Genomic DNA, 19,027 nt, shown 5'->3' with positions numbered 1-19,027 from the left:
CACGGCAAAGCGTAACTCCCGAGGCTCCAAGGCTTTATGAATCAGTTCAATCTGTCCTTCGCGCCGATGCTGCCCTCAGCCGTTCTGATCGGCTTTGGCGTGCTGGCCCTGGTCGTCGTCGCGCTGGGTTTTCTCGCCCGTCGGCGCGGGACGGTGTTGCGCGCGCTCGGCCTTGCCCTTTTGCTGCTGGCGCTGACCAATCCGTCCCTCGTTCGCGAAGACCGCGCCGGCCTTAAGGACGTCGTCGCCATCGTCGTCGATCAGAGCGGCAGCCAGACCATCGGCGAGCGCGCCGCGCAGACCCGCAAGGCGAGCGAGGACCTGCAAAAGCAGATCAATGCGCTTGGCAATGTCGAAGTTCGCGTGATCGACGGCGGCCGCGGCGACGAGGACGCCGATGGCACGCGGCTGTTTTCGGCCCTGAACGCGGGCCTCGCCGATGTCCCGCCGGAGCGGATCGGCGGCGTCTTCATGGTGACCGACGGCCTCGTCGACGACATTCCGGCAAAAGTCGAGGCGCTCGGCTTCAAGGCGCCGCTGCATGCGCTGATCACTGGCCATGAAGGCGAGCGTGACCGCCGCATCGAGCTCATCGAGGCGCCGCGCTTTGGCATCGTCGGCAAGGATCAGACGATCGAGCTCAAGGTGCTCGACACCGCCGCCAGGGACGATCCCGTCGTCCTGAAAGTGCGGCGCGACGGCGCCCCGATCGCGACCATGTTCGCCAAGCCGGGAGAGCGCGTGCGCGTGCCGGTGCGCATCGAGCATGGCGGCCAGAATGTCGTCGAGCTCGAGGTCGAGGCGCTGCCGGACGAACTGACCGCCGTCAACAACAAGGCGGTGGTGACGATCGAAGGCGTGCGCGACAAGCTCAAGGTTCTCTTGGTTTCGGGCGAGCCGCATTCGGGCGAGCGCATGTGGCGCAACCTCCTGAAATCCGACGCGAATGTCGATCTCGTGCATTTCACCATTTTGCGGCCGCCGGAAAAGCAGGATGGCACGCCGATCAATGAACTTTCGCTGATCGCCTTCCCGACCGCCGACCTCTTTGGCCGCAAGATCAAGGAGTTCGACCTCATCGTCTTCGACCGCTATTCGAACCAGAGCGTGCTGCCGCTCGTCTATTTCGACAATATCGTGCGCTATGTGCGCGAGGGCGGCGCCCTGATGCTGGCGGCGGGGCCGGATTTTTCCGGGCCCGACGGGCTCTATTTCTCGCCGCTCGGGCGCATCGCGCCGGCGCGGCCGGACGGCGATCTGACCGAGCGCCCCTTCCGCGCGGCGATCTCGAAGGATGGCGAAAAACATCCCGTGACCCGCGGACTGCCCGGCGCCGAGCAGACCCCGCCGGCGTGGAGCGAATGGTTCCGCCAGGTCAATGCGCAGGTGACGCGCGGCTCCAGCGTCCTCGACGGCGCCGATCACAAGCCGCTGCTGGTGCTCTCGCGCGAGGGCAAAGGCCGCGTCGCCCTGCTGTTATCCGACCAGATGTGGCTCTGGGCGCGGGGCTTCGAGGGCGGCGGTCCGCATCTCGACCTGCTGCGCCGCCTCGCCCATTGGCTGATGAAGGAGCCGGAGCTGGAAGAGGAGGCGCTACGCGCCACGGTCCGCGGACGAAAGATCGAGATCGAACGCCAGAGCCTCAAGGCGGACAATCCCCCCGTCAAGATTACCGCCCCGTCCGGCGTCGAGGCGACCGCGACGCTGAAACCCGCCGAGCCGGGTCTTTGGCGCGCGAGCTTCGATGCGCCGGAGCTCGGACTCTACAGACTGACTGACGGCGCGCTGTCCGTCCTCGCCAATGTCGGGCCGGACAATCCGCGCGAATTTCAGGAGGTGGTCTCGACGCCGGACCGTTTGCGGCCGCTTGCGGAGGCGACCGGCGGCACCGTGCGGCGGATCGGCGAGGGCGCGTCGGCAGAGATCGCGCTGCCCCGCCTCGTCGCCATGCGCGAAAGCCCGATCTATGGCGGCTCCGACTATGCCGCGATCAAGCGCAATGGCGCGAGCGAGGTCAAGGGCGTCGGCGTGACGCCGCTGGCGATCGGCCTCGCGGGCCTGCTGGCATTGCTCGGCAGCGTGGTTGCGGCCTGGCTTTATGAGGGGCGGGGCCGGGGGAGGACCACGGACGCCTGAATATAGGCAAGCTACCGCGCCCGCACGCGCCGCACTTTTGCGCCCGCTGAGTCCAATGCGCCTTCGACGAGCTCGCAATAGAGCAGCCGCTCGGGATCGACCGGCCCAATGAAAGTGATTTTGCCCGGCGGGACGCGGCGAAATCCCATCTTTTCGTAATAGGGCAGATCGCCGACGAGCAGCACCAGCGCATGGCCGGCCGCGCGGGCGGCGTCGAGCGATTTCTGCACCAGGGCTTCGCCGATGCCGCCGGAGCGGAAGGCGGGATCGACGGTCAAAGGGCCGAGCAGCAGCGCGGGAGCCTCGCCGCAACGGATCGCCGTGATGCGATTGGCGCCGACGAGCAGCGTTCCGACCCGCGCGACGAAGGACAGGCTGTAATCAGGCTCGACTCCCTCCCTCAGACGATAGGCCGAACGGGCGAAGCGGCCCGGCCCGAAGGCGTGTTCGTCGAGCCGCTCGATCGCGGCGAGATCGTCGACGGTCTGCGGCGTAAGGACAAGGGAGAGAGCCGCCATGGCGAGGCCTGTTCGCAGATCGTGACGCCGAGAGAGCCGAACGATTTCTATCGCTTCGGCCGCCCTGTCTTACGTCCCTTCCCGCGATGGGTCGAGGCCGTCGGCCACGGCGGCTCTCCAATGGCCGCGCGGATGGGCGGACTTTGCCGCATAGGGCGCGAACCAGCCAAGACCTTCCAATGTGCCCTGGCGCGGAACATATTCGCAGCCGATGAAGCCGTCGTAGCGGAGCCGCTCGATTTCCTCGAACAGGAACGGATAGTTCAGCTCTTCCTCATGTGGTTCGTGCCGCGAGGGGACGCTGGCGATCTGAATATATCCGATGATCGGCATAAGAGTCCGCAACGCCATCGTGACGTCGCCCTGCATGATCTGGCGATGATAGACGTCGAATTGCAATTTGACATTCGGCAAGCCGAGGTCGCGGATCAGACTTTCGGCAAAGGCGAAGTCATTGAGGAAATAGCCCGGCATGTTGCGGGCGTTGATCGGTTCAAGGAGAAGATCGACGCCGCTCCGGCCAAGTTTTTCGGCGCTCCACACAACGGCCTTGCGGTAGGCCTCGACGCTTTCGGCGTCCCGGCGATCGGCAATTCCCGACATTAGATGAAGGCGTTTGACGCCGGTCGCCGCCGCATAGGCGAGGCCGGTTTCGACGCTCTTCTGGACCTCTTTGAGGCGCCCGCTCAATGCGGCAAGGCCGCGCTCGCCCGCCGCCCAATCTCCCGGCGGCAGGTTGAAGAGCGCCTGGGCCAGATGATTGCGCTCCAGCCGCGCGGCGATCGCGTCGGGCGGAAAATCATAGGGAAACAGATATTCGACGGCTTCGAATCCAGCGTCTGCCGCGGCGTCGAAGCGGTCCAGGAAGGGCCATTCGTTGAACATCATGGTGAGGTTCGCGGCGAACCGAAGCATCGGCGTTCCTTGACGGTTCTTTTTTGGGGAGCTTTTAGCCTAAAAATCTGCCGCTAATCGGCGTCATGCTCTGGCGACGCGGCATATTCCCGCGGCCGATTCGGTTGTGCTCGACACACTTTTTAGATTAATTCTAATTTAGAACGGAGGCCGGATCCTTGACGCGACTTTCAGATCTCAGCGAACGCGAAATCCTCGCCCTGGCGATCGCCTCGGAAGAAGAAGACCATCGCGTCTATATGCTGTTCGCCGAGCAGCTGAAAGATCGCTATCCGGCCACCGCCGAAATGTTCGAACGCATGGCCGAAGTCGAGCTCGACCACCGCGAGGCGCTGGCGGAGCTCTATAAGGACCGCTTTGGGCCGATCCTCATCCCGATCCGCAAAGCAGACGTCGTCTCCTTCGTGCGGCGGCCGCCGATCTGGCTGACGCGCAATCTTTCGCTTTCCGCAATTCGCCAGGAGGCGGAAGCGCGCGAGGCCGAGACGGTCAAATTCTATGCCCGCGCCGCCGAACACGCAAAAGACCCAGCCGTGCGCGAGCTACTGCAGCGCCTTGTCCGCGACGAGCGCTCGCATCAGGCGCTTGCCGTCGAACTCGAACAATCGATCGCGGGCGGCTCGGCGGGGGCGGCGGAAGCCGAGACGGGGCGGCGCCAATTCATCCTCGAATATATTCAGCCGGGCCTCGTCGGCTTGATGGACGGCTCGGTCTCGACGCTTGCGCCGCTGTTCGCCGCGGCCTTCGCCACGCATAATAATTGGCAGACGTTTCTCGTGGGCCTTGCCGCCTCGCTGGGCGCGGGCATCAGCATGGGCTTCGCCGAGGCCTTGTCCGACGATGGCGAACTCTCGGGGCGCGGCCCGCCGATCGTGCGCGGCGTGGTGACCGGCGCAATGACGACAGTCGGCGGCCTTGGTCATACAATGCCCTATCTCGTGCCCGACGCCTGGCCGAACGCCTTCTGGATCGCGACATCAATCTCGGCTGTCGTCGTCTTCGTCGAGCTTTGGGCGATCGCCTGGATTCGGGCGCGCTACATGAAGACGCCCTTCTTCAAAGCCGTGCTGCAAATCGTGCTTGGCGGGGCGATCGTCCTTGCGACCGGCATTCTCATCGGCGCGTCTTGACGGATGAGGGGCGGCGCTGATAGTGGCGCCCGTGCTGTTCCGCCTCGCCCATTTGACCGATCCCCACATCGGCCCGCTGCCGCGCCCGCGCCGTCGCGAGCTGCTTGGCAAACGCGTCACCGGCTATCTGAACTGGCGGCGCGGCCGCCATCTCGTGCATGATATGGCGACGCTCAGTCACATCGTCGCCGACGTCAAAGCGCAAAATCCCGATCACATCGCGATGACCGGAGACATCGCCAATATCGGCCTGCCCGCCGAATTCCAGCTTGCGCGCAAATGGCTCGAGACGCTGGGACCAAGCGAGGACGTCAGCTTCGTTCCCGGCAATCATGACGCCTATGTGCGCGGATCGCTGCCCGATCTCGCCCGCGCCTTCGCGCCCTGGACGACCGGCGAGACCGAAACTCCGGCGCGTTATCCCTATCTTCGCGTGCGCGGCAATGTCGCCCTGATTGGGCTCTCGTCCGCCGTGCCGACGCCTTTTTTCATCGCCTCGGGGCGGCTTGGGCGGCGCCAGCTCGAATGGGCCGACGCGATGCTGGCCGATTGCGCGACGCGCGATCTCATCCGGGTGGTGATGCTGCATCACCCGCCTCAGGTCGACGCGGCCGGCCTCGCCCGCGGCCTCATCGACGCCCGCGAATTCGAAGAGATGATCTGGCGCCGCGGGGCCGAGTTGATCCTGCATGGCCACAATCACAAGACGAGCGTCACCTATCTTGACGCGGGCCGCTCGCGCAAGACGCCGGTCGTCGGCGCGCCATCGGCCTCATCCGCCCGCCTCGCCGCCCGGCACAGGGCCGGCTACCACGTGTTCGAGATTGCGGGACATCTGCAAGACTATGAGATCAAGGCCTATGCCCGCGGCGTCCTGCCGACCGGCGCCATCGGCGATCTGGGCGTGCTGACGCTCTCGTCTTAGCCCGGCGTTCGCGCTTGCACGGCGCTGGGCCTGTATTTATTTTTCAGGCCGAAGAATAAATTACGGAACAAATTTCGTCCGTTAAGATTACATTTCCTGAGTTGTAACTGAATTGGATGGAAGCGCAAACACAAAGTGCGATTTAACACATCTTCAAAATTTGAATGATAGTTTTGGTAAGCTTGTTTTTCACCGGATCATGTTACGGAAAGCAAATCAACGATAAAACCTATGGTTGCTTGCCGCAATGCGGCGTCGATTTGCATAAGATATTTTCGCGCGCTTTTCCTGGGCGCTGCAGCAAGCTCAAGGCTGACGTCAATATGTCTATTCACGATTTGGCAAAAATCGGGCTCGGCGGCACGCCGATCGGCTCGGTTCTCGGACGGATCCCCTTTACAAAGGCGCTATACCGGCAGTTCGCGCAGAATTACCGCCATCATGCAGGTCTCTTTTGCGGCGTCTATCACAGCTATGATGACGCCGAAGCCGATATTGTGGAAGGTCGCGCTGCGGGTTGGAACAATGAGGAGACCGCGTCAATCTGGCTCGACAACATCGCGCCGATGCGGGAGGCCACTTATCCGCTTTTGATGTGGCTGTCGATTTTGCTGCGCGAGAAAATGACGTTGGTCGACTATGGCGGCAGCATTGGTCTCACCTTTTACGGCTTCCAGCGCTATTTTCGTCTACCCGCGGCAGCGCGCTGGATCGTGGCGGAGGTTCCGACGATCGCTACGCAGGGGCGGAAAGTCGCTGGCGAGCAGGACGTTCCGCTCGAATTCGTCACCGAACCGCAGCGCGCGCCGCCGGCCGATATTCTTCTTTCGGCGGGCGCGATCCAATATATGAAGGACATCATACCTGGTCTGCTCGATCGCTTCGTCGCGCGCCCGAGGCATATCCTTTTGAACAAGGTTCCGCTGACCGACGGACCGACCTTTTGGACCTTGCAGAATTTCGGCTCCGCGGTATCGCCCTACCAAGTCTACAATGAAGCCGAGTTTTTCGAATATTTCGCCGAGGCCGGCTATCGTCTGCGCGACCGCTGGGACGTGCATGAGCTCGATTGCTTCATCCCGTTTCACCCGGACAGATGCGTCCCGCATTTCGCCGGCCTTTATTTCGAGAAGGCGGATTAATCTCCGCCAATCTCGATCACGGTCGCCTTCCCTCGCCTGGCGAGGTCAGCCGCAGCATTGCTGACGCTGCGGTGATGGGTAAACAGCAACACCTGCGTCGTCTCGGCGAGGCCGGCCAGAAGCTCCAGAGTCGCCGCGCTGCGCTCATCGTCAAAATGAACCAGTAAATCATCGGCGATGAAGGGCAGCGGCTCGGCGGCGTCTGCGTAGCGTTCGACGCTGGCGATGCGGAAGGCGAGATAGAGTTGATCGCGCGCGCCATCGCTCATCAGCGCGACGGGGATTTCCGCGCCGCCGGCGCGTCGCCCGACGACAATCGGTTGTCCGGCCGCGTTCATATCGGTTCCGACGCCGGAAAAGGCGCCGCGCGTCGCGGCGGAAAACAGCGCTCCGGCGCGCGCAATCAGCGGGTCCTTCTGCTGATCGCGCATCTTGTCCATCGCCTCGCGCAAAAGCTCCTCGGCCAGCACGATCTCGACATAGCGCTCCAGAGTCTCGTGCATTTCCGCCGTCGCCCGTTCGCGTGCGGCCACGGCTGCATTGACGCCCTCATGCGACGTGAGCGCGGCCGATTCGCGGCTCCGGTCCTGCAGCATCGCGCGCGCCTCTTCGACGCTCGGCTCAAGATCTTTCATCTCGCCTTCTAGTTCAGCCGCGGCGGCTTTGATCTCGTCGATGTCGCGGCCGCCCCATTGCGCCCGCAGCGCGGCGAGCGGCAGCCCGTCGCCGAGCGCCTCGATACGCGCCTCCTGCTCATGCATCCGGCGCGCGATCTCGGCGCGCTCGGCGCAGCGCGCGGCGAGCGCTGCAAGCTCGGCCCCCGCGCATCCCGCCCGCGCGGCAAGCGCATCCAGCTCGGCGCGAGAGGCCAAAGCACGCCGCGCCGCCTCGTCGCGCTCCAACAGCACCCCCGGCAGCTCGCTCTCAAGACTCTCGCGCTTGATCGCGAGGTCGCGCGCTTCTCTCTGCCGCTCAGCCAGAAGCGTCGCCGCCGCCACCGCATCCTGCGGCAGAGCGAGATCGATTTTTTCGGCGAGGGCGCGGACGCAGGCGGCAAGCTCCGCCTCATCCTCGTCCATCCGCTTCAATCGGTTGCGGGTGACGCGCATCGCCTCGAAATGGCCATGCGCGGCGGCCCAGAGCGTTGCGATTTCATTGGCCTCTTCCAGCGCCACGGGCGCGCCAACGCCCAGCAAAGCGAGCGCCGCGCTCCAGTCCTCGCTCCAGCGCGCTTCGCCAAGAATCAGCGAATGATGCGAGGCGTCGATCCGCTCCAGATTCGCGGCGCTATCCTCGAGCGCGCGTTGGTCGCGGCGGAAATCGGCGTAAGAATCCTCGTGCGCTTTCGTCGCGCGGATCGCGGCGTCGACGCGGTCGGCGAGCCGGGCGTCGCTTCCCAGCCGAAGCCTTGCTTCGGCTCGGCTGAGCGCGTCAAGCCGCGGCGCCAGAGCGGCTGCGTCTCCGGCGAGCGCTTCGGTCTGCGCCCGCAGCTCCAGCCATCGCGCAAGAAGACCGGCGCGCGCGATCACGGCATGTTTCAACCGGCCGAGATCCTCGACGCCGCCCGCTGCGGGCCATGCCGCGCGCCAGGCCGCAAGCAGCGCCTCCCGCCGCGCCAGCACATCTTTCCGTCGCTCCGCGAGCGTCGCCAACGCGACATCCGCCGCCGATTTTTCCCGCGCGGCGAGTTCCAGCGCGGCGACGCGCTCAGCCTCGAGCGAGCGCCGATCGGACAAATCATCGGCCGCCCGCGTGCGCGATTCGCTGAGCGCGACATCGGCGGCGCGCTGTTCGGGCGGCGCAGCGCCAGCGTTTGGCGAAAGATAGAGCGCCTTGATCGCGGCGAAGGCGTCGTCGCGCGCGGCCCGCGCCGCGGCGATCGCCTCAAAAGTCGCGGGCGGGCCGCCGATCATCAGCCGGTCGATATCGGCCCCCGCGCGCGCGGCTTTGTCCGCTTCCGCCTCGATGCGCTCGGCCAGTCGCGAAAACTCCGTCTCGACGGAAGCGCGCCGGTCGATCTCGCTCTCAATCGTCGGCGTATCGGGCAGCGCCTGCTCGATGAGATCGTCGAAGCTGGCGAGATTTTGCCGGGCGAGGTCGCGGGCCAACTCGCCTTCTGTCTTGCGCAGGCGCAGCTCCTTTGCTGCGATCGCCGCCGCCTTGTCGGGGAGCGCCGAAAACGCTTCGGCGGCAAAACCCAAAGGCTCATGCGCGCCGGCCTCGCGGCGCCCTTCCTGACGGCGGAAAATCGCCTCGCGCGTCTGCGTCTCGCGCAGCCGCTCCTCCTTGATCGCCGCCAGCGCAGCGCGGCGCCCAACGCCCTCGGCCGCGAGTTTTTGCACGCGGGAGATGGCGTCCGGCGGAGGCGAGGCGGCCTCAAGCGCTTCGTCGCTGGCAAGCCGAAGATTTTGCCGCAGCGTCCGCAATTTTTCGCTGGATTCGGCAAGCTCGCGCTCGCGATTGCGCCGGTCGTCGCGCGCCTTGGCGACATGAAGGGCCTTGATGCCGATGGATGCGATCTCGGCCTCGGCCGCGATCAGCGTCGTCGGCACATTCAGGGCGCCGATCTTTGCTTCCAGCGTTTTGAGGCGAAGCTCCGCGTCAGCCAAAGCCTTTTCGCCCGTTTTTGAGCCCTCGATCGCTGAGCAGCATGACGCAGCGAAATCGTCCCCCAGACGAGCGAGTTCGGCATGGGCTTCGATCTCTGCGCTCAACCGGTCGAGAACCCGGATCGCCGGCGCCACCCGCGCCATGCGCTCGAGCCGAAGCTTTTCCGCGGTGACCTCGGCGAGGCGGCGCCGGCGCGCCTCCAGCGTATCGCGCGCGGCGTTCAGCGATTGCTGCGCCTTTTCATGTTTTTCGCGGGTGACGAGGCCCGATTTGATCGCGGCGTCCGCGGCATTGAAGGCGTCGAGCCCGGCATAAAAGGCGCGCTCCTTGGCTGCGCGCGGGGTGAACAGCGCCGTGGCGTCCTTGCGCAATTGCTCGACCAGCGGGAGCAGGGATCCGAGCCCGCCGCCCGCCGCCAGAATGAGGCGTCCGATCTCGCCATCGGCTGCGAGCAGATCGTCGCCGCCGCTGCGCAGGCTCGCATGGGTGAGCCCGAACAGCGACTGGAATCGGTCGCGGCCGGTCGGCCCCAACAGCTGCGCCAGAATCGCCTCGTCGACGATCTCGCCGGCCTCGCTGGTCAACGTCCGCAAGCGGCCCTTGCGGCGTCTGAGGCTGAGCTCGGTCCCATTGGCGAGCGCAATCGTCGCGCCGATTTTCAATTTGTCGGCGCCGAAAATTTCGACCCGCCTGCTGCGCTCGGGGACGCCGAACAGAAAATCGGAGATCCCTTCGAGCGCTGTGCTCTTGCCGGCCTCATTGGGACCGAAGACGATGCAAAGGCCGGGCGAATCGGGAAACTTCAGGGATGTCTCCTTGAAGCGGCCGTAGCATTCGAGCGTCAGGGATTGAAAGCGCATCAGCTTTGCCCCTGCTCGATCAGCGCGAGGGCGAGCGCGCGGGCCTTCGCCGCGCCGCTTTGTTGCAACTGGTCGAACAGATCCTCGGCGCGCGCGCCGGCCGGCAGTTTTGGCCGGATTTCGGCCAATTTGGCCGCCAGCCTCGCCTCAAGCCAGCCGTTCGCCGCGAGTTCTGCGATGGCGGCGGCAAGGCCGCCCGCGACGGTCGGATCGACGCTCAAAGGACGCTGCGACGGCTCCGTGCGATCGACGAGTTTTTCGAGCCAGAGGTCGGCGGCGATGCTGGCGAACAGCGTCTCGACCTCCTCGCGAATAGGCTGCGCTTTGGCGGCGATCTCGGCGTGCAGCAAGCCTTGCCCATAAAGCGCGACGCGCAGGGCGAGCGCGCGACCCTCCGCCGCGCCATAGGCCGATTCCGCGCGGGCGCGGATGGCGGCGAACAAAGCGTCGCGATCCGTCAGGCCGGAAACATCGATCGACTCCACGCCAAAGCGCACGACGTCGAGGGGGCGATGCTCCAGCGCGACAATCTCATGATGGTCGACCGTTACAAGGGTCGCGCCTTTGGCTCCGGTCTCCTTGATGCTGCGGCCTTGCAGATTGCCGGAAAAGACGATCGGCGGCGCCGTCGAGAGCACTTCGCGGGCGTGGATATGCCCGAGCGCCCAATAGTCGTAGCCGTGATTGGCCAGTTGCTCGACGCTGCAGGGCGCGTAATTGTCATGGCCCTCGCGGCCTGTGCCGGCGGTGTGCAACAGGCCGATGTTGAAGCGGCCGGGCAGCGGCTTTGGATAGTCGAGCGCGATATTCTCCAGAACCTCGCGCCGCGGAAAGCTGCGCCCATGCACGGCGACGCCGATCTCGTCGATCTCGATCGTGTGCGGCCGGTTCGACGGCAGGAGCGTGACATTGTCGGAGAGTTCGAGGCGACCGGCGAAGGGATTAGCCGCGTCGTGATTGCCGAGAATCATGACGATTCGCACGCCCCTTTCGCGCAAGGGGCGCATGCGGTCGACGAAGAATTGACCGGTGCGATAGTCGCGCCAATTGCCATCGAACAAATCGCCGGCGATGACGATCAGCTTGCAATCTTCGTCAATGGCGAGCGAAACCAGATTGTCGAAGGCCTGACGCGAGGCGTGCTCGACCCGCGCGGCGAACTCCGGCGATTTCTGCGACAGGCCGAGCAAGGGGCTATCGAGGTGGAGATCGGCGGCGTGAATGAAGCGAAAGCGCAAAGGGCGATCCTTCGAGCCCTTTGCGACGGAATCGGACGCAACCGATGCTTAGGCTCTTGGCGAAACCACAGGGCTTTCACCTATAGAATCAAAGGGCGGCGACCGTCAGCTGATTCGGGAGGTTTTCCCCCTCTTTGAAGGATGCGCCGACAGGGGTTTCAAAAGTCTGCGAGCGCCCCGACGGCGTGATGGGCGCTCGATATCAAGCGGCTTCGAGCAATTGCGACAGGCGAGAGGCTCGGCCGGGGTCAATCCGCTACATTGCCCGGACCCTCGGGATAGAAAGGGCTTTCGCCGAGATCCATGCGGCCGACCGTGCCGGCGGGGTCCAATCCCGGCCGATCGATCGACGCCGGTTCGACCATCACGGCGCGATGTTCGTAGAGGCCATAATAATGGGTTGCGGGCGTCGCGTGGCCATCGGGGCGACCCCCGCTGGCCGCGGCCATTCCGGCCGAGGCGATCAAGACTGATGCGAGTGAAATGCGCAGAGCTTTACAGCCCCACGCCGAATGGCGTGTGAAAGCATGCATCGGAAAACTCCAAAAGGAATGGATTGAATTTTTAAAAAAGGGCGTCCCGCCATTGCGTGGAACGACCTCGATAGACACATCTTACCGTTATATCAGCGCTGCATTTTCCAACATAAACTCGAAATTGCTATGAATCCTTAGGCAACTTTTAATATCGGCTTAATTTACGCCCGGCCTTAACTGTAACTGCGCAGAAATTTGAATACGTGCTGGAGAACGACCTTTGACTTGAACGGGAAATCCGGAGGAACGGGATCCGAAGCGTGGCGTTTTACAGCAACGCAAATCGAAGGCCGCCTCAGAATGTAGTGTTAGCGCAAGCGGCCAATGTGGAGGACCCGATCATGCCGCAGGGCGACAAATCGAAATACACCGACAAGCAGGAGCGCAAGGCAGACCACATCGCGGACAGCTACGAGGCCAAAGGCGTTCCGGAGAAAGAGGCGGAGCGCCGGGCCTGGGCGACGGTCAACAAGGATGATGGCGGCGGCAAGAAGCCGGGCGGCTCGGGGCGCGGCAAGGAAACCGGCCATCCGGCGGCGCATAAGGGCGGCAAGGCCGGCGGGGCGGCGGCGGCCGCGCGATCGCCGGCTGAGCGATCCGCCTCGGCGAAAAAGGCCGCGGCGACCCGCAAGGCCAAGGCCGCGCAGAGCTGAGCGCTGTCTGCGACGTCAGTCGCAGCTTGCAATGGGAGAGTTTTGCCGCAACCTACCGGCCGATTTATCGGGTGCGGACGGATGCGATTAAGACTTTTGATCGGGGCGGCCTGTGCGCTTGCGGCGATAACGCCGGGCGCACAGGCCGGGAGCGCGGCAAACGCTGATTCTGATTACGCCAATCTCCGCTATTCGTCGTTGAGCGAGATCAACGTCGACACGGTTCAAAACCTTGCCCCGGTCTGGACCTTTTCGACCGGCGTTCTGCGCGGCCATGAAGGCGCGCCCCTCGTCGCCGGCGGCGCGCTCTATCTGGTGACGCCTTTTCCCAATCGCGTGTACGCGCTCGATATCGCCCATGAGGGCAAGATCCTGTGGCAATATGAGCCAAGGCAGGACGCCGGCGTCGTCGCCGTGATGTGCTGCGACGTCGTGAGTCGCGGTCTCGCCTATGGCTTTGGCAAGATTTTTCTCTACCAGGCTGACGCGACGCTGGTCGCGCTCGACGCCGTCACAGGCAAGCCCGCTTGGTCGGTCAAGAACGGCGATCCGGCCAAGGGAGCGACGGGAACCTCGGCGCCAATCGTCGTCAAGGACAAGGTTCTGGTCGGCGTCGCCGGCGGCGAATTTGGCCTGCGCGGCTATCTCACCGCCTATGACGCCGCGACAGGCGCAAAAATCTGGCGCGCCTACTCGACCGGCCCCGACTCCGAGACGCTGATCGATCCAGTCACAACGCGGGAGCTCGGCCGCAGCGTCGGCGCGGAAGCGAGCCTCAAGAGCTGGAGCGGCGACCAGTGGGCGCTCGGCGGCGGGGCGCCCTGGGGCCGCATCTCCTACGATCCCGGCCTCAACCTCGTCTATTATGGGACCGGCAACCCCTCGACCTGGAACCCGGCGCAGCGCCCGGGCGACAACAAATGGGCGATGACGATCCTCGCCCGCAACGCCGATACGGGCGAGGCGGCCTGGCTGTACCAGATGATCCCGCATGATCAATGGGACTATGACGGCGTCAATGAGATGATCCTTGGCGAGGCCGCGATCGACGGGCGGGCGCGCAAAACGCTCACGCATTTTGATCGCAACGGCTTCGTCTATGTGCTCGACCGCGCCGATGGAGAATTGCTCAGCGCCGACAAATATGACCCTGCCGTCAATTGGGCCAGCCGCGTCGATCTCGGTAAAAGCTCGAAAGCCTACGGCCGTCCGGTGCTGGACAACGCCTATTCGACCGAGGCCAATGGCGAAGAAACAGTCACGCACAATATCTGCCCGGCGACGGTCGGCGCCAAAAACGCCAATCCCGCGGCCTATTCAGAGCAGACCGGCCTCTTCTATGCGCCGATGATCCGCCTCTGCATGGACTATGAGCCGTTTCACATCGCCTATGCGCAAGGCCAGCCCTATACGGGCGCGGATACGGCGGTCTATCCCCAGAAGGGCGCGGCCGATATGGGAGGATTGACGGCCTGGGACGCCGACGCGCGGCGGGAAATCTGGTCGATCAGGGAGCGTTTCGCCGTCGTCTCCGGCGCGCTGGCGACGGCGGGCGGGCTCGTCTTCTACGGCACGCTCGAGGGCTATCTGAAGGCCGTCGACGCAAAATCCGGCAAGGAGCTCTATCGCTTCAAGACCCCGTCCGGAATCGTCGGCGACGTTGCGGCGTTCGACAACGGAGGACGGGAGTATATCGCGGTGTTGTCCGGCGTCGGCGGATGGGCCGGGGCCGGTCTCACGGCGGGGCTGACGCAGACGCCGGAGGGCGCCAATTCGCCGGAGGTTTACGCGGCGCTCGCGCAGTACACGGCTCTTGGCGGCCAGCTCACGGTGTTCGCCTTGCCGTGACGCCGCGCTCGCCGGGGCGATCCTTGTGGGAGCCTCCGCGGCTTTGATGTAAAGTTCGGAGCCGGCTATCGGCATGGAGGTCGTCGCCATGGACGAAGACAGCATTTTCGGCGCGCCGCCACGCAGGGCCGCACAGCATGAGATTGGCCAAAGCCTCGACGATTTGTCCATCGCGCAGATCGAGGAACGCATCGCCTTGCTGTTTGCCGAAATCGACCGGCTGGAGACGGCGCTCAAGGCGAAGCAGGCTTCGCTCGGCGCCGCTGCGGCCTTCTTCAAGACGTGACGCGCGCTCGATCCGGCCGCGAGGGCGTCCCTCTATGCGCGGCCAAGCTTCGGCTGCCTGGCTTGTCATGCATCTGTCGGCTTGCCGCCATGGGTGCGTCAAAAAAGCTCCATGGCGTCGTTGACAAGCTGAACCGGCGGGGTCTATAAGCCCTTCATTGGGAGCGGCGCTGCTTATGTGGCGGGCGCGGATTTCGTTTCTCGGGACAGTCTCGGGTTTTGCTTCCCTGGTCTGGGTTACGACCGGGGCGGTTAGCGTTGTCTGCGTTTTGGGTCTGTCTGACCTGATCTGGTTTCCGGCTTTGGCGATGCGGTTCTTTTGAGGCTTCGGTCTTTGGGGGTTGCGTCGCTGGGATGAAGGCCTTGCGGTCTTCATTGGCGGATGGGGCTGCTGCGCGAGCGGGGCCGTATTTGCGAGGCGGGGCGCGGATTTGGGCTTGGGATCTGGCCTTGCTTCTTGATCTATTGGCGGCGGCCTTCTTGCGCTCATTGGGTCTTTTATGATCTAATGATCGTTTGCGGTCGCGTGGGGCCGGTGGTCAGGGATGGCGCCTTCGGGCGGTTTTCATGATCGGGCCTTGCGGCGAAGATCTGCTGTTTGACAATTGAATCGGAAGAAAGAGAAACGTGGACGGCGGGGTCCTTGCGGGGCGCGCGCGTTTGTCGGGAGGGTTTCCTTCTCGGCTTATGGCGGCGCCCAATGAGATAACTCTGGCGGTCACGTTATCAAGTTCATCGTGTCTTGCGGTCTTTTGGGGGCTTTGCCTTTGATGGATCGGCGGACAGATGTGCTTGGGACTCGTCAAAAGACGATCCTTCGCCGTGAGGCGACTGGATTGTCGAGTATAAAGTGACCAGCCGGGTGACAAATTCTCATCTACAACTTGAGAGTTTGATCCTGGCTCAGAACGAACGCTGGCGGCAGGCCTAACACATGCAAGTCGAACGCTGTAGCAATACAGAGTGGCAGACGGGTGAGTAACACGTGGGAACATACCCTTCGGTTCGGAACAACTCAGGGAAACTTGAGCTAATACCGGATACGCCCTTTGGGGGAAAGATTTATCGCCGAAGGATTGGCCCGCGTCTGATTAGCTAGTTGGCGGGGTAATGGCCCACCAAGGCGACGATCAGTAGCTGGTCTGAGAGGATGATCAGCCACATTGGGACTGAGACACGGCCCAAACTCCTACGGGAGGCAGCAGTGGGGAATATTGGACAATGGGCGCAAGCCTGATCCAGCCATGCCGCGTGAGTGATGAAGGCCTTAGGGTTGTAAAGCTCTTTTACCTGGGAAGATAATGACGGTACCAGGAGAATAAGCCCCGGCTAACTTCGTGCCAGCAGCCGCGGTAATACGAAGGGGGCTAGCGTTGTTCGGATTTACTGGGCGTAAAGCGCACGTAGGCGGATCTTTAAGTCAGGGGTGAAATCCCGGGGCTCAACCTCGGAACTGCCTTTGATACTGGGGATCTCGAGTCCGGGAGAGGTGAGCGGAACTGCGAGTGTAGAGGTGAAATTCGTAGATATTCGCAAGAACACCAGTGGCGAAGGCGGCTCACTGGCCCGGTACTGACGCTGAGGTGCGAAAGCGTGGGGAGCAAACAGGATTAGATACCCTGGTAGTCCACGCCGTAAACGATGGATGCTAGCCGTTAGGCAGCTTGCTGCTTAGTGGCGCAGTTAACGCTTTAAGCATCCCGCCTGGGGAGTACGGTCGCAAGATTAAAACTCAAAGGAATTGACGGGGGCCCGCACAAGCGGTGGAGCATGTGGTTTAATTCGAAGCAACGCGCAGAACCTTACCAGCTCTTGACATGTCCGGTTTGGTTTCCAGAGATGGATTCCTTCAGTTAGGCTGGCCGGAACACAGGTGCTGCATGGCTGTCGTCAGCTCGTGTCGTGAGATGTTGGGTTAAGTCCCGCAACGAGCGCAACCCTCGCCCTTAGTTGCCATCATTTAGTTGGGCACTCTAGGGGGACTGCCGGTGATAAGCCGAGAGGAAGGTGGGGATGACGTCAAGTCCTCATGGCCCTTACGGGCTGGGCTACACACGTGCTACAATGGCGGTGACAGTGGGATGCTAAGGGGCGACCCCTCGCAAATCTCAAAAAGCCGTCTCAGTTCGGATTGCGCTCTGCAACTCGAGCGCATGAAGGTGGAATCGCTAGTAATCGTAGATCAGAACGCTACGGTGAATACGTTCCCGGGCCTTGTACACACCGCCCGTCACACCATGGGAGTTGGTTCTACCCGAAGGCGTTTTCTTAACCGCAAGGAGAGAGGCGACCACGGTAGGGTCAGCGACTGGGGTGAAGTCGTAACAAGGTAGCCGTAGGGGAACCTGCGGCTGGATCACCTCCTTTCTAAGGATGATCCTCAAGTCGCCTGACATTCGTTTGGCGCTATTGGATCTCTTCAGAACACACGGCCTAAATCAGGGCCGATTATGCGGGACTTCGCCGCCTTCGTTTCTCTTTCTTCCAGGACGAGCCCGCGCGGGCTCTAAGCCTCGTTCGGCCTTGGGCCGGGCGCGCGCCTGCGCAATGGTTCTTGCGCAAGGTCTAGCGCCTTGGCGCGCGAACAGGCTTGGAGAACAGGCTTTGGGCTTGTAGCTCAGTTGGTTAGAGCGCGCGCTTGATAAGCGTGAGGTCGGAAGTTCAAGTCTTCCCAGGCCCACCATTCTTGTTAAGCAAATCCCTCGCATCAGCTCGGCGTCGCGTTCGCTCCTAGCAAAACCTTCGGTTTTGTGGCGCAAACGATGTTGCAAGTGACGTTGATCGAGCATCGGCGCCAATTCTGTCATGCGCCTCCCGGCGCGCAGCGCCGCAAGGCCGACCGGCCGCCGCGCCTGATGGCGCGAAAAGCCTAAGCGGGCGGACGCCCGCGCCGGCGTCTGAGGCTAAGGAAAAAACCCTTAGTCTCGCGCGGAGCGCAAGACTAAGGGGCCATAGCTCAGTTGGGAGAGCGCGTGCTTTGCAAGCATGAGGTCGTCGGTTCGATCCCGTCTGGCTCCACCAGATTTTGGGGATCCGGCGGCTGTGCCGAAGCCAGGCTTTCCCGCAAGATCCCGCTGCAGCCACTGCTGCAGGTCTCCCCGCAACGCGGGTCGAGATCGCGGCGATAAGGTTCGTCCAGAGAAAAGTTTCGCTCCTTCCGCGCGTCGCGCAGCCCTTTGGGTTTGCGGCGTCCGGTTTGGGCGGGTTTGATTTACATCGTGAAGAGGAAATGCATCCGGTCGGCTTTCGAGCCGCCGCATGATCGCGCCAGGATCCTTGATCTGGCGTCTCGCAAGAGACGCTGGTCTGCAAGGGTCTGATGGCCTGATCTTGCGGCTGGTTTTTGAGCCGGGCGTACAGTCAGTGAGCGAGCTTGACCGCTTCGCTCCCGGGTGCGTTTGAAGCAAACTGGTCTTTAATATCAAGATCGCGCCCTTTGATCCCTTCGGGGATCTTGCTGCTGGCGCATGATCTGGAAAATTTGCCGATTTTCCGGATAAATCATGCGCTGTAGACGATTGGCGGTGGGCGTCGATAATGAGAGCGATCAAGTGTCTTAAGAGTATCCGGTGGATGCCTTGGCGCTGAGAGGCGAAGAAGGACGTGGTACGCTGCGATAAGTCATGGGGAGCCGCGAACAGGCTTTGATCCGTGAATTTCCGAATGGGGAAACCCACCTTCGATCTCTGTTATTCCAAAGGTTCTGTTTCGATGCGCACAGCATCGGAAGGGATTCGAGCTGGGCGGCCCGCGCTGATGCGCGGTTTGCCCAAAGGCTCGGCTTTTGGATTAGCAGAGGTCAAAAGAAGGTATTTGTTTCTGAATACATAGGAAACAAAGGCTAACCCGGGGAACTGAAACATCTAAGTACCCGGAGGAAAGGACATCAACGAGACTCCGTTAGTAGTGGCGAGCGAACGCGGACCAGGCCAGCGCTTCTGTATTTTTAACCGGAACCGATTGGAAAATCGGGCCTTAGTGGGTGAGAGCCCCGTACGGATTTCGAGATGCAGAAGACTTGAGTAGGGCGGGACACGTGAAATCCTGTCTGAACATGGGGAGACCACTCTCCAAGCCTAAGTACTCCTCAGCGACCGATAGCGAACTAGTACCGTGAGGGAAAGGTGAAAAGCACCCCGACGAGGGGAGTGAAATAGTCCCTGAAACCGGATACTTACAAACAGTAGGAGCCCAAGATCCGTTCTGGGTGACTACGTACCTTTTGTATAAT

The 19,027-nt window shown here is 62.8% G+C and carries 12 protein-coding genes, 2 tRNA genes and 2 rRNA genes (1 of these 16 cut by a window edge); 11 read left to right on the top strand and 5 right to left on the bottom strand.

Going from position 1 to position 19,027, the window contains the following annotated elements:
- Positions 1 to 36 precede the first annotated feature (36 nt).
- Positions 37 to 2,136, top strand: a complete 2,100-nt coding sequence (locus MSIL_RS11605; protein WP_012591273.1) for a membrane protein — start codon at positions 37 to 39, stop codon at positions 2,134 to 2,136.
- Between the two features lie 11 nt (positions 2,137 to 2,147).
- On the opposite strand, the gene MSIL_RS11600 is transcribed toward MSIL_RS11605, so the two are convergent.
- Both MSIL_RS11600 and otnI read right to left on the bottom strand, forming a co-directional pair.
- The gene (locus MSIL_RS11600) at positions 2,148 to 2,654 is read right to left on the bottom strand and encodes a GNAT family N-acetyltransferase (protein WP_012591272.1); all 507 of its coding nucleotides are present in this window, start codon (positions 2,652 to 2,654) and stop codon (positions 2,148 to 2,150) included.
- A gap of 69 nt (positions 2,655 to 2,723) precedes the next feature.
- Entirely contained in the window at positions 2,724 to 3,569 is an 846-nt protein-coding gene (gene otnI, locus MSIL_RS11595) for a 2-oxo-tetronate isomerase (RefSeq protein WP_012591271.1), read from the bottom strand.
- Positions 3,570 to 3,727: 158 nt separating this feature from the next.
- Between otnI and mbfA the strand changes: the two genes are divergently transcribed.
- The 3 genes from mbfA (at position 3,728) to MSIL_RS11580 (ending at position 6,766) form a co-directional block, all read left to right on the top strand.
- Positions 3,728 to 4,699: an iron exporter MbfA gene (mbfA, locus tag MSIL_RS11590; RefSeq protein ID WP_012591270.1), complete on the top strand. Its 972-nt coding sequence runs from the start codon at positions 3,728 to 3,730 to the stop codon at positions 4,697 to 4,699.
- A gap of 22 nt (positions 4,700 to 4,721) precedes the next feature.
- Positions 4,722 to 5,624 carry a metallophosphoesterase family protein gene (locus MSIL_RS11585; protein WP_012591269.1) on the top strand — a complete coding sequence of 301 codons (903 nt, stop codon included), beginning with the start codon at positions 4,722 to 4,724 and terminating at the stop codon, positions 5,622 to 5,624.
- Positions 5,625 to 5,947: 323 nt separating this feature from the next.
- A complete protein-coding gene (locus MSIL_RS11580; protein WP_012591268.1) occupies positions 5,948 to 6,766 on the top strand; it encodes a TIGR04325 family methyltransferase in 819 nt (272 codons plus the stop codon).
- Here MSIL_RS11580 and MSIL_RS11575 read toward each other — a convergent pair.
- The 3 genes from MSIL_RS11575 to MSIL_RS11565 form a co-directional block, all read right to left on the bottom strand.
- Complete coding sequence (locus tag MSIL_RS11575; RefSeq protein WP_012591267.1) at positions 6,763 to 10,236, bottom strand: YhaN family protein; 3,474 nt, start codon at positions 10,234 to 10,236, stop codon at positions 6,763 to 6,765. The genes MSIL_RS11580 and MSIL_RS11575 overlap by 4 nt on opposite strands.
- A complete protein-coding gene (locus MSIL_RS11570; RefSeq protein WP_012591266.1) occupies positions 10,236 to 11,474 on the bottom strand; it encodes a metallophosphoesterase family protein in 1,239 nt (412 codons plus the stop codon). The genes MSIL_RS11575 and MSIL_RS11570 overlap by 1 nt, the downstream gene beginning before the upstream one ends.
- A 248-nt stretch (positions 11,475 to 11,722) precedes the next feature.
- Positions 11,723 to 12,007: a hypothetical protein gene (locus MSIL_RS11565; RefSeq protein WP_012591265.1), complete on the bottom strand. Its 285-nt coding sequence runs from the start codon at positions 12,005 to 12,007 to the stop codon at positions 11,723 to 11,725.
- Positions 12,008 to 12,351: 344 nt separating this feature from the next.
- On the opposite strand from MSIL_RS11565, the gene MSIL_RS11560 reads away from it, so the two are divergent.
- The 7 genes from MSIL_RS11560 to MSIL_RS11530 form a co-directional block, all read left to right on the top strand.
- Positions 12,352 to 12,663: a hypothetical protein gene (locus tag MSIL_RS11560; RefSeq protein ID WP_012591264.1), complete on the top strand. Its 312-nt coding sequence runs from the start codon at positions 12,352 to 12,354 to the stop codon at positions 12,661 to 12,663.
- A gap of 81 nt (positions 12,664 to 12,744) precedes the next feature.
- On the top strand, positions 12,745 to 14,511 hold the full coding sequence (locus MSIL_RS11555) for a PQQ-dependent dehydrogenase, methanol/ethanol family (RefSeq protein ID WP_041367950.1): 1,767 nt from the start codon (positions 12,745 to 12,747) through the stop codon (positions 14,509 to 14,511).
- Between the two features lie 88 nt (positions 14,512 to 14,599).
- The gene (locus MSIL_RS11550) at positions 14,600 to 14,797 is read left to right on the top strand and encodes a DUF1192 domain-containing protein (RefSeq protein WP_012591262.1); all 198 of its coding nucleotides are present in this window, start codon (positions 14,600 to 14,602) and stop codon (positions 14,795 to 14,797) included.
- An 879-nt stretch (positions 14,798 to 15,676) separates the two neighbouring features.
- Positions 15,677 to 17,163, top strand: a 16S ribosomal RNA gene (locus MSIL_RS11545).
- 239 nt (positions 17,164 to 17,402) lie between these two features.
- Positions 17,403 to 17,479 (top strand) — tRNA-Ile (locus MSIL_RS11540).
- Positions 17,480 to 17,741: 262 nt separating this feature from the next.
- A tRNA-Ala gene (locus MSIL_RS11535) sits at positions 17,742 to 17,817 on the top strand.
- Between the two features lie 524 nt (positions 17,818 to 18,341).
- Positions 18,342 to 19,027, top strand: a 23S ribosomal RNA gene (locus tag MSIL_RS11530); it runs 2,187 nt beyond the window's last position.
- Together the 16S and 23S rRNA genes with 2 tRNA genes alongside form the textbook arrangement of a ribosomal RNA operon.

Source organism: Methylocella silvestris BL2, from assembly GCF_000021745.1.
Classification (GTDB): Bacteria; Pseudomonadota; Alphaproteobacteria; order Rhizobiales; family Beijerinckiaceae; genus Methylocapsa; species Methylocapsa silvestris.
Note: the sequence above shows the minus strand (reverse complement) of the source record. Positions and strands in the feature narration are given on the sequence as shown.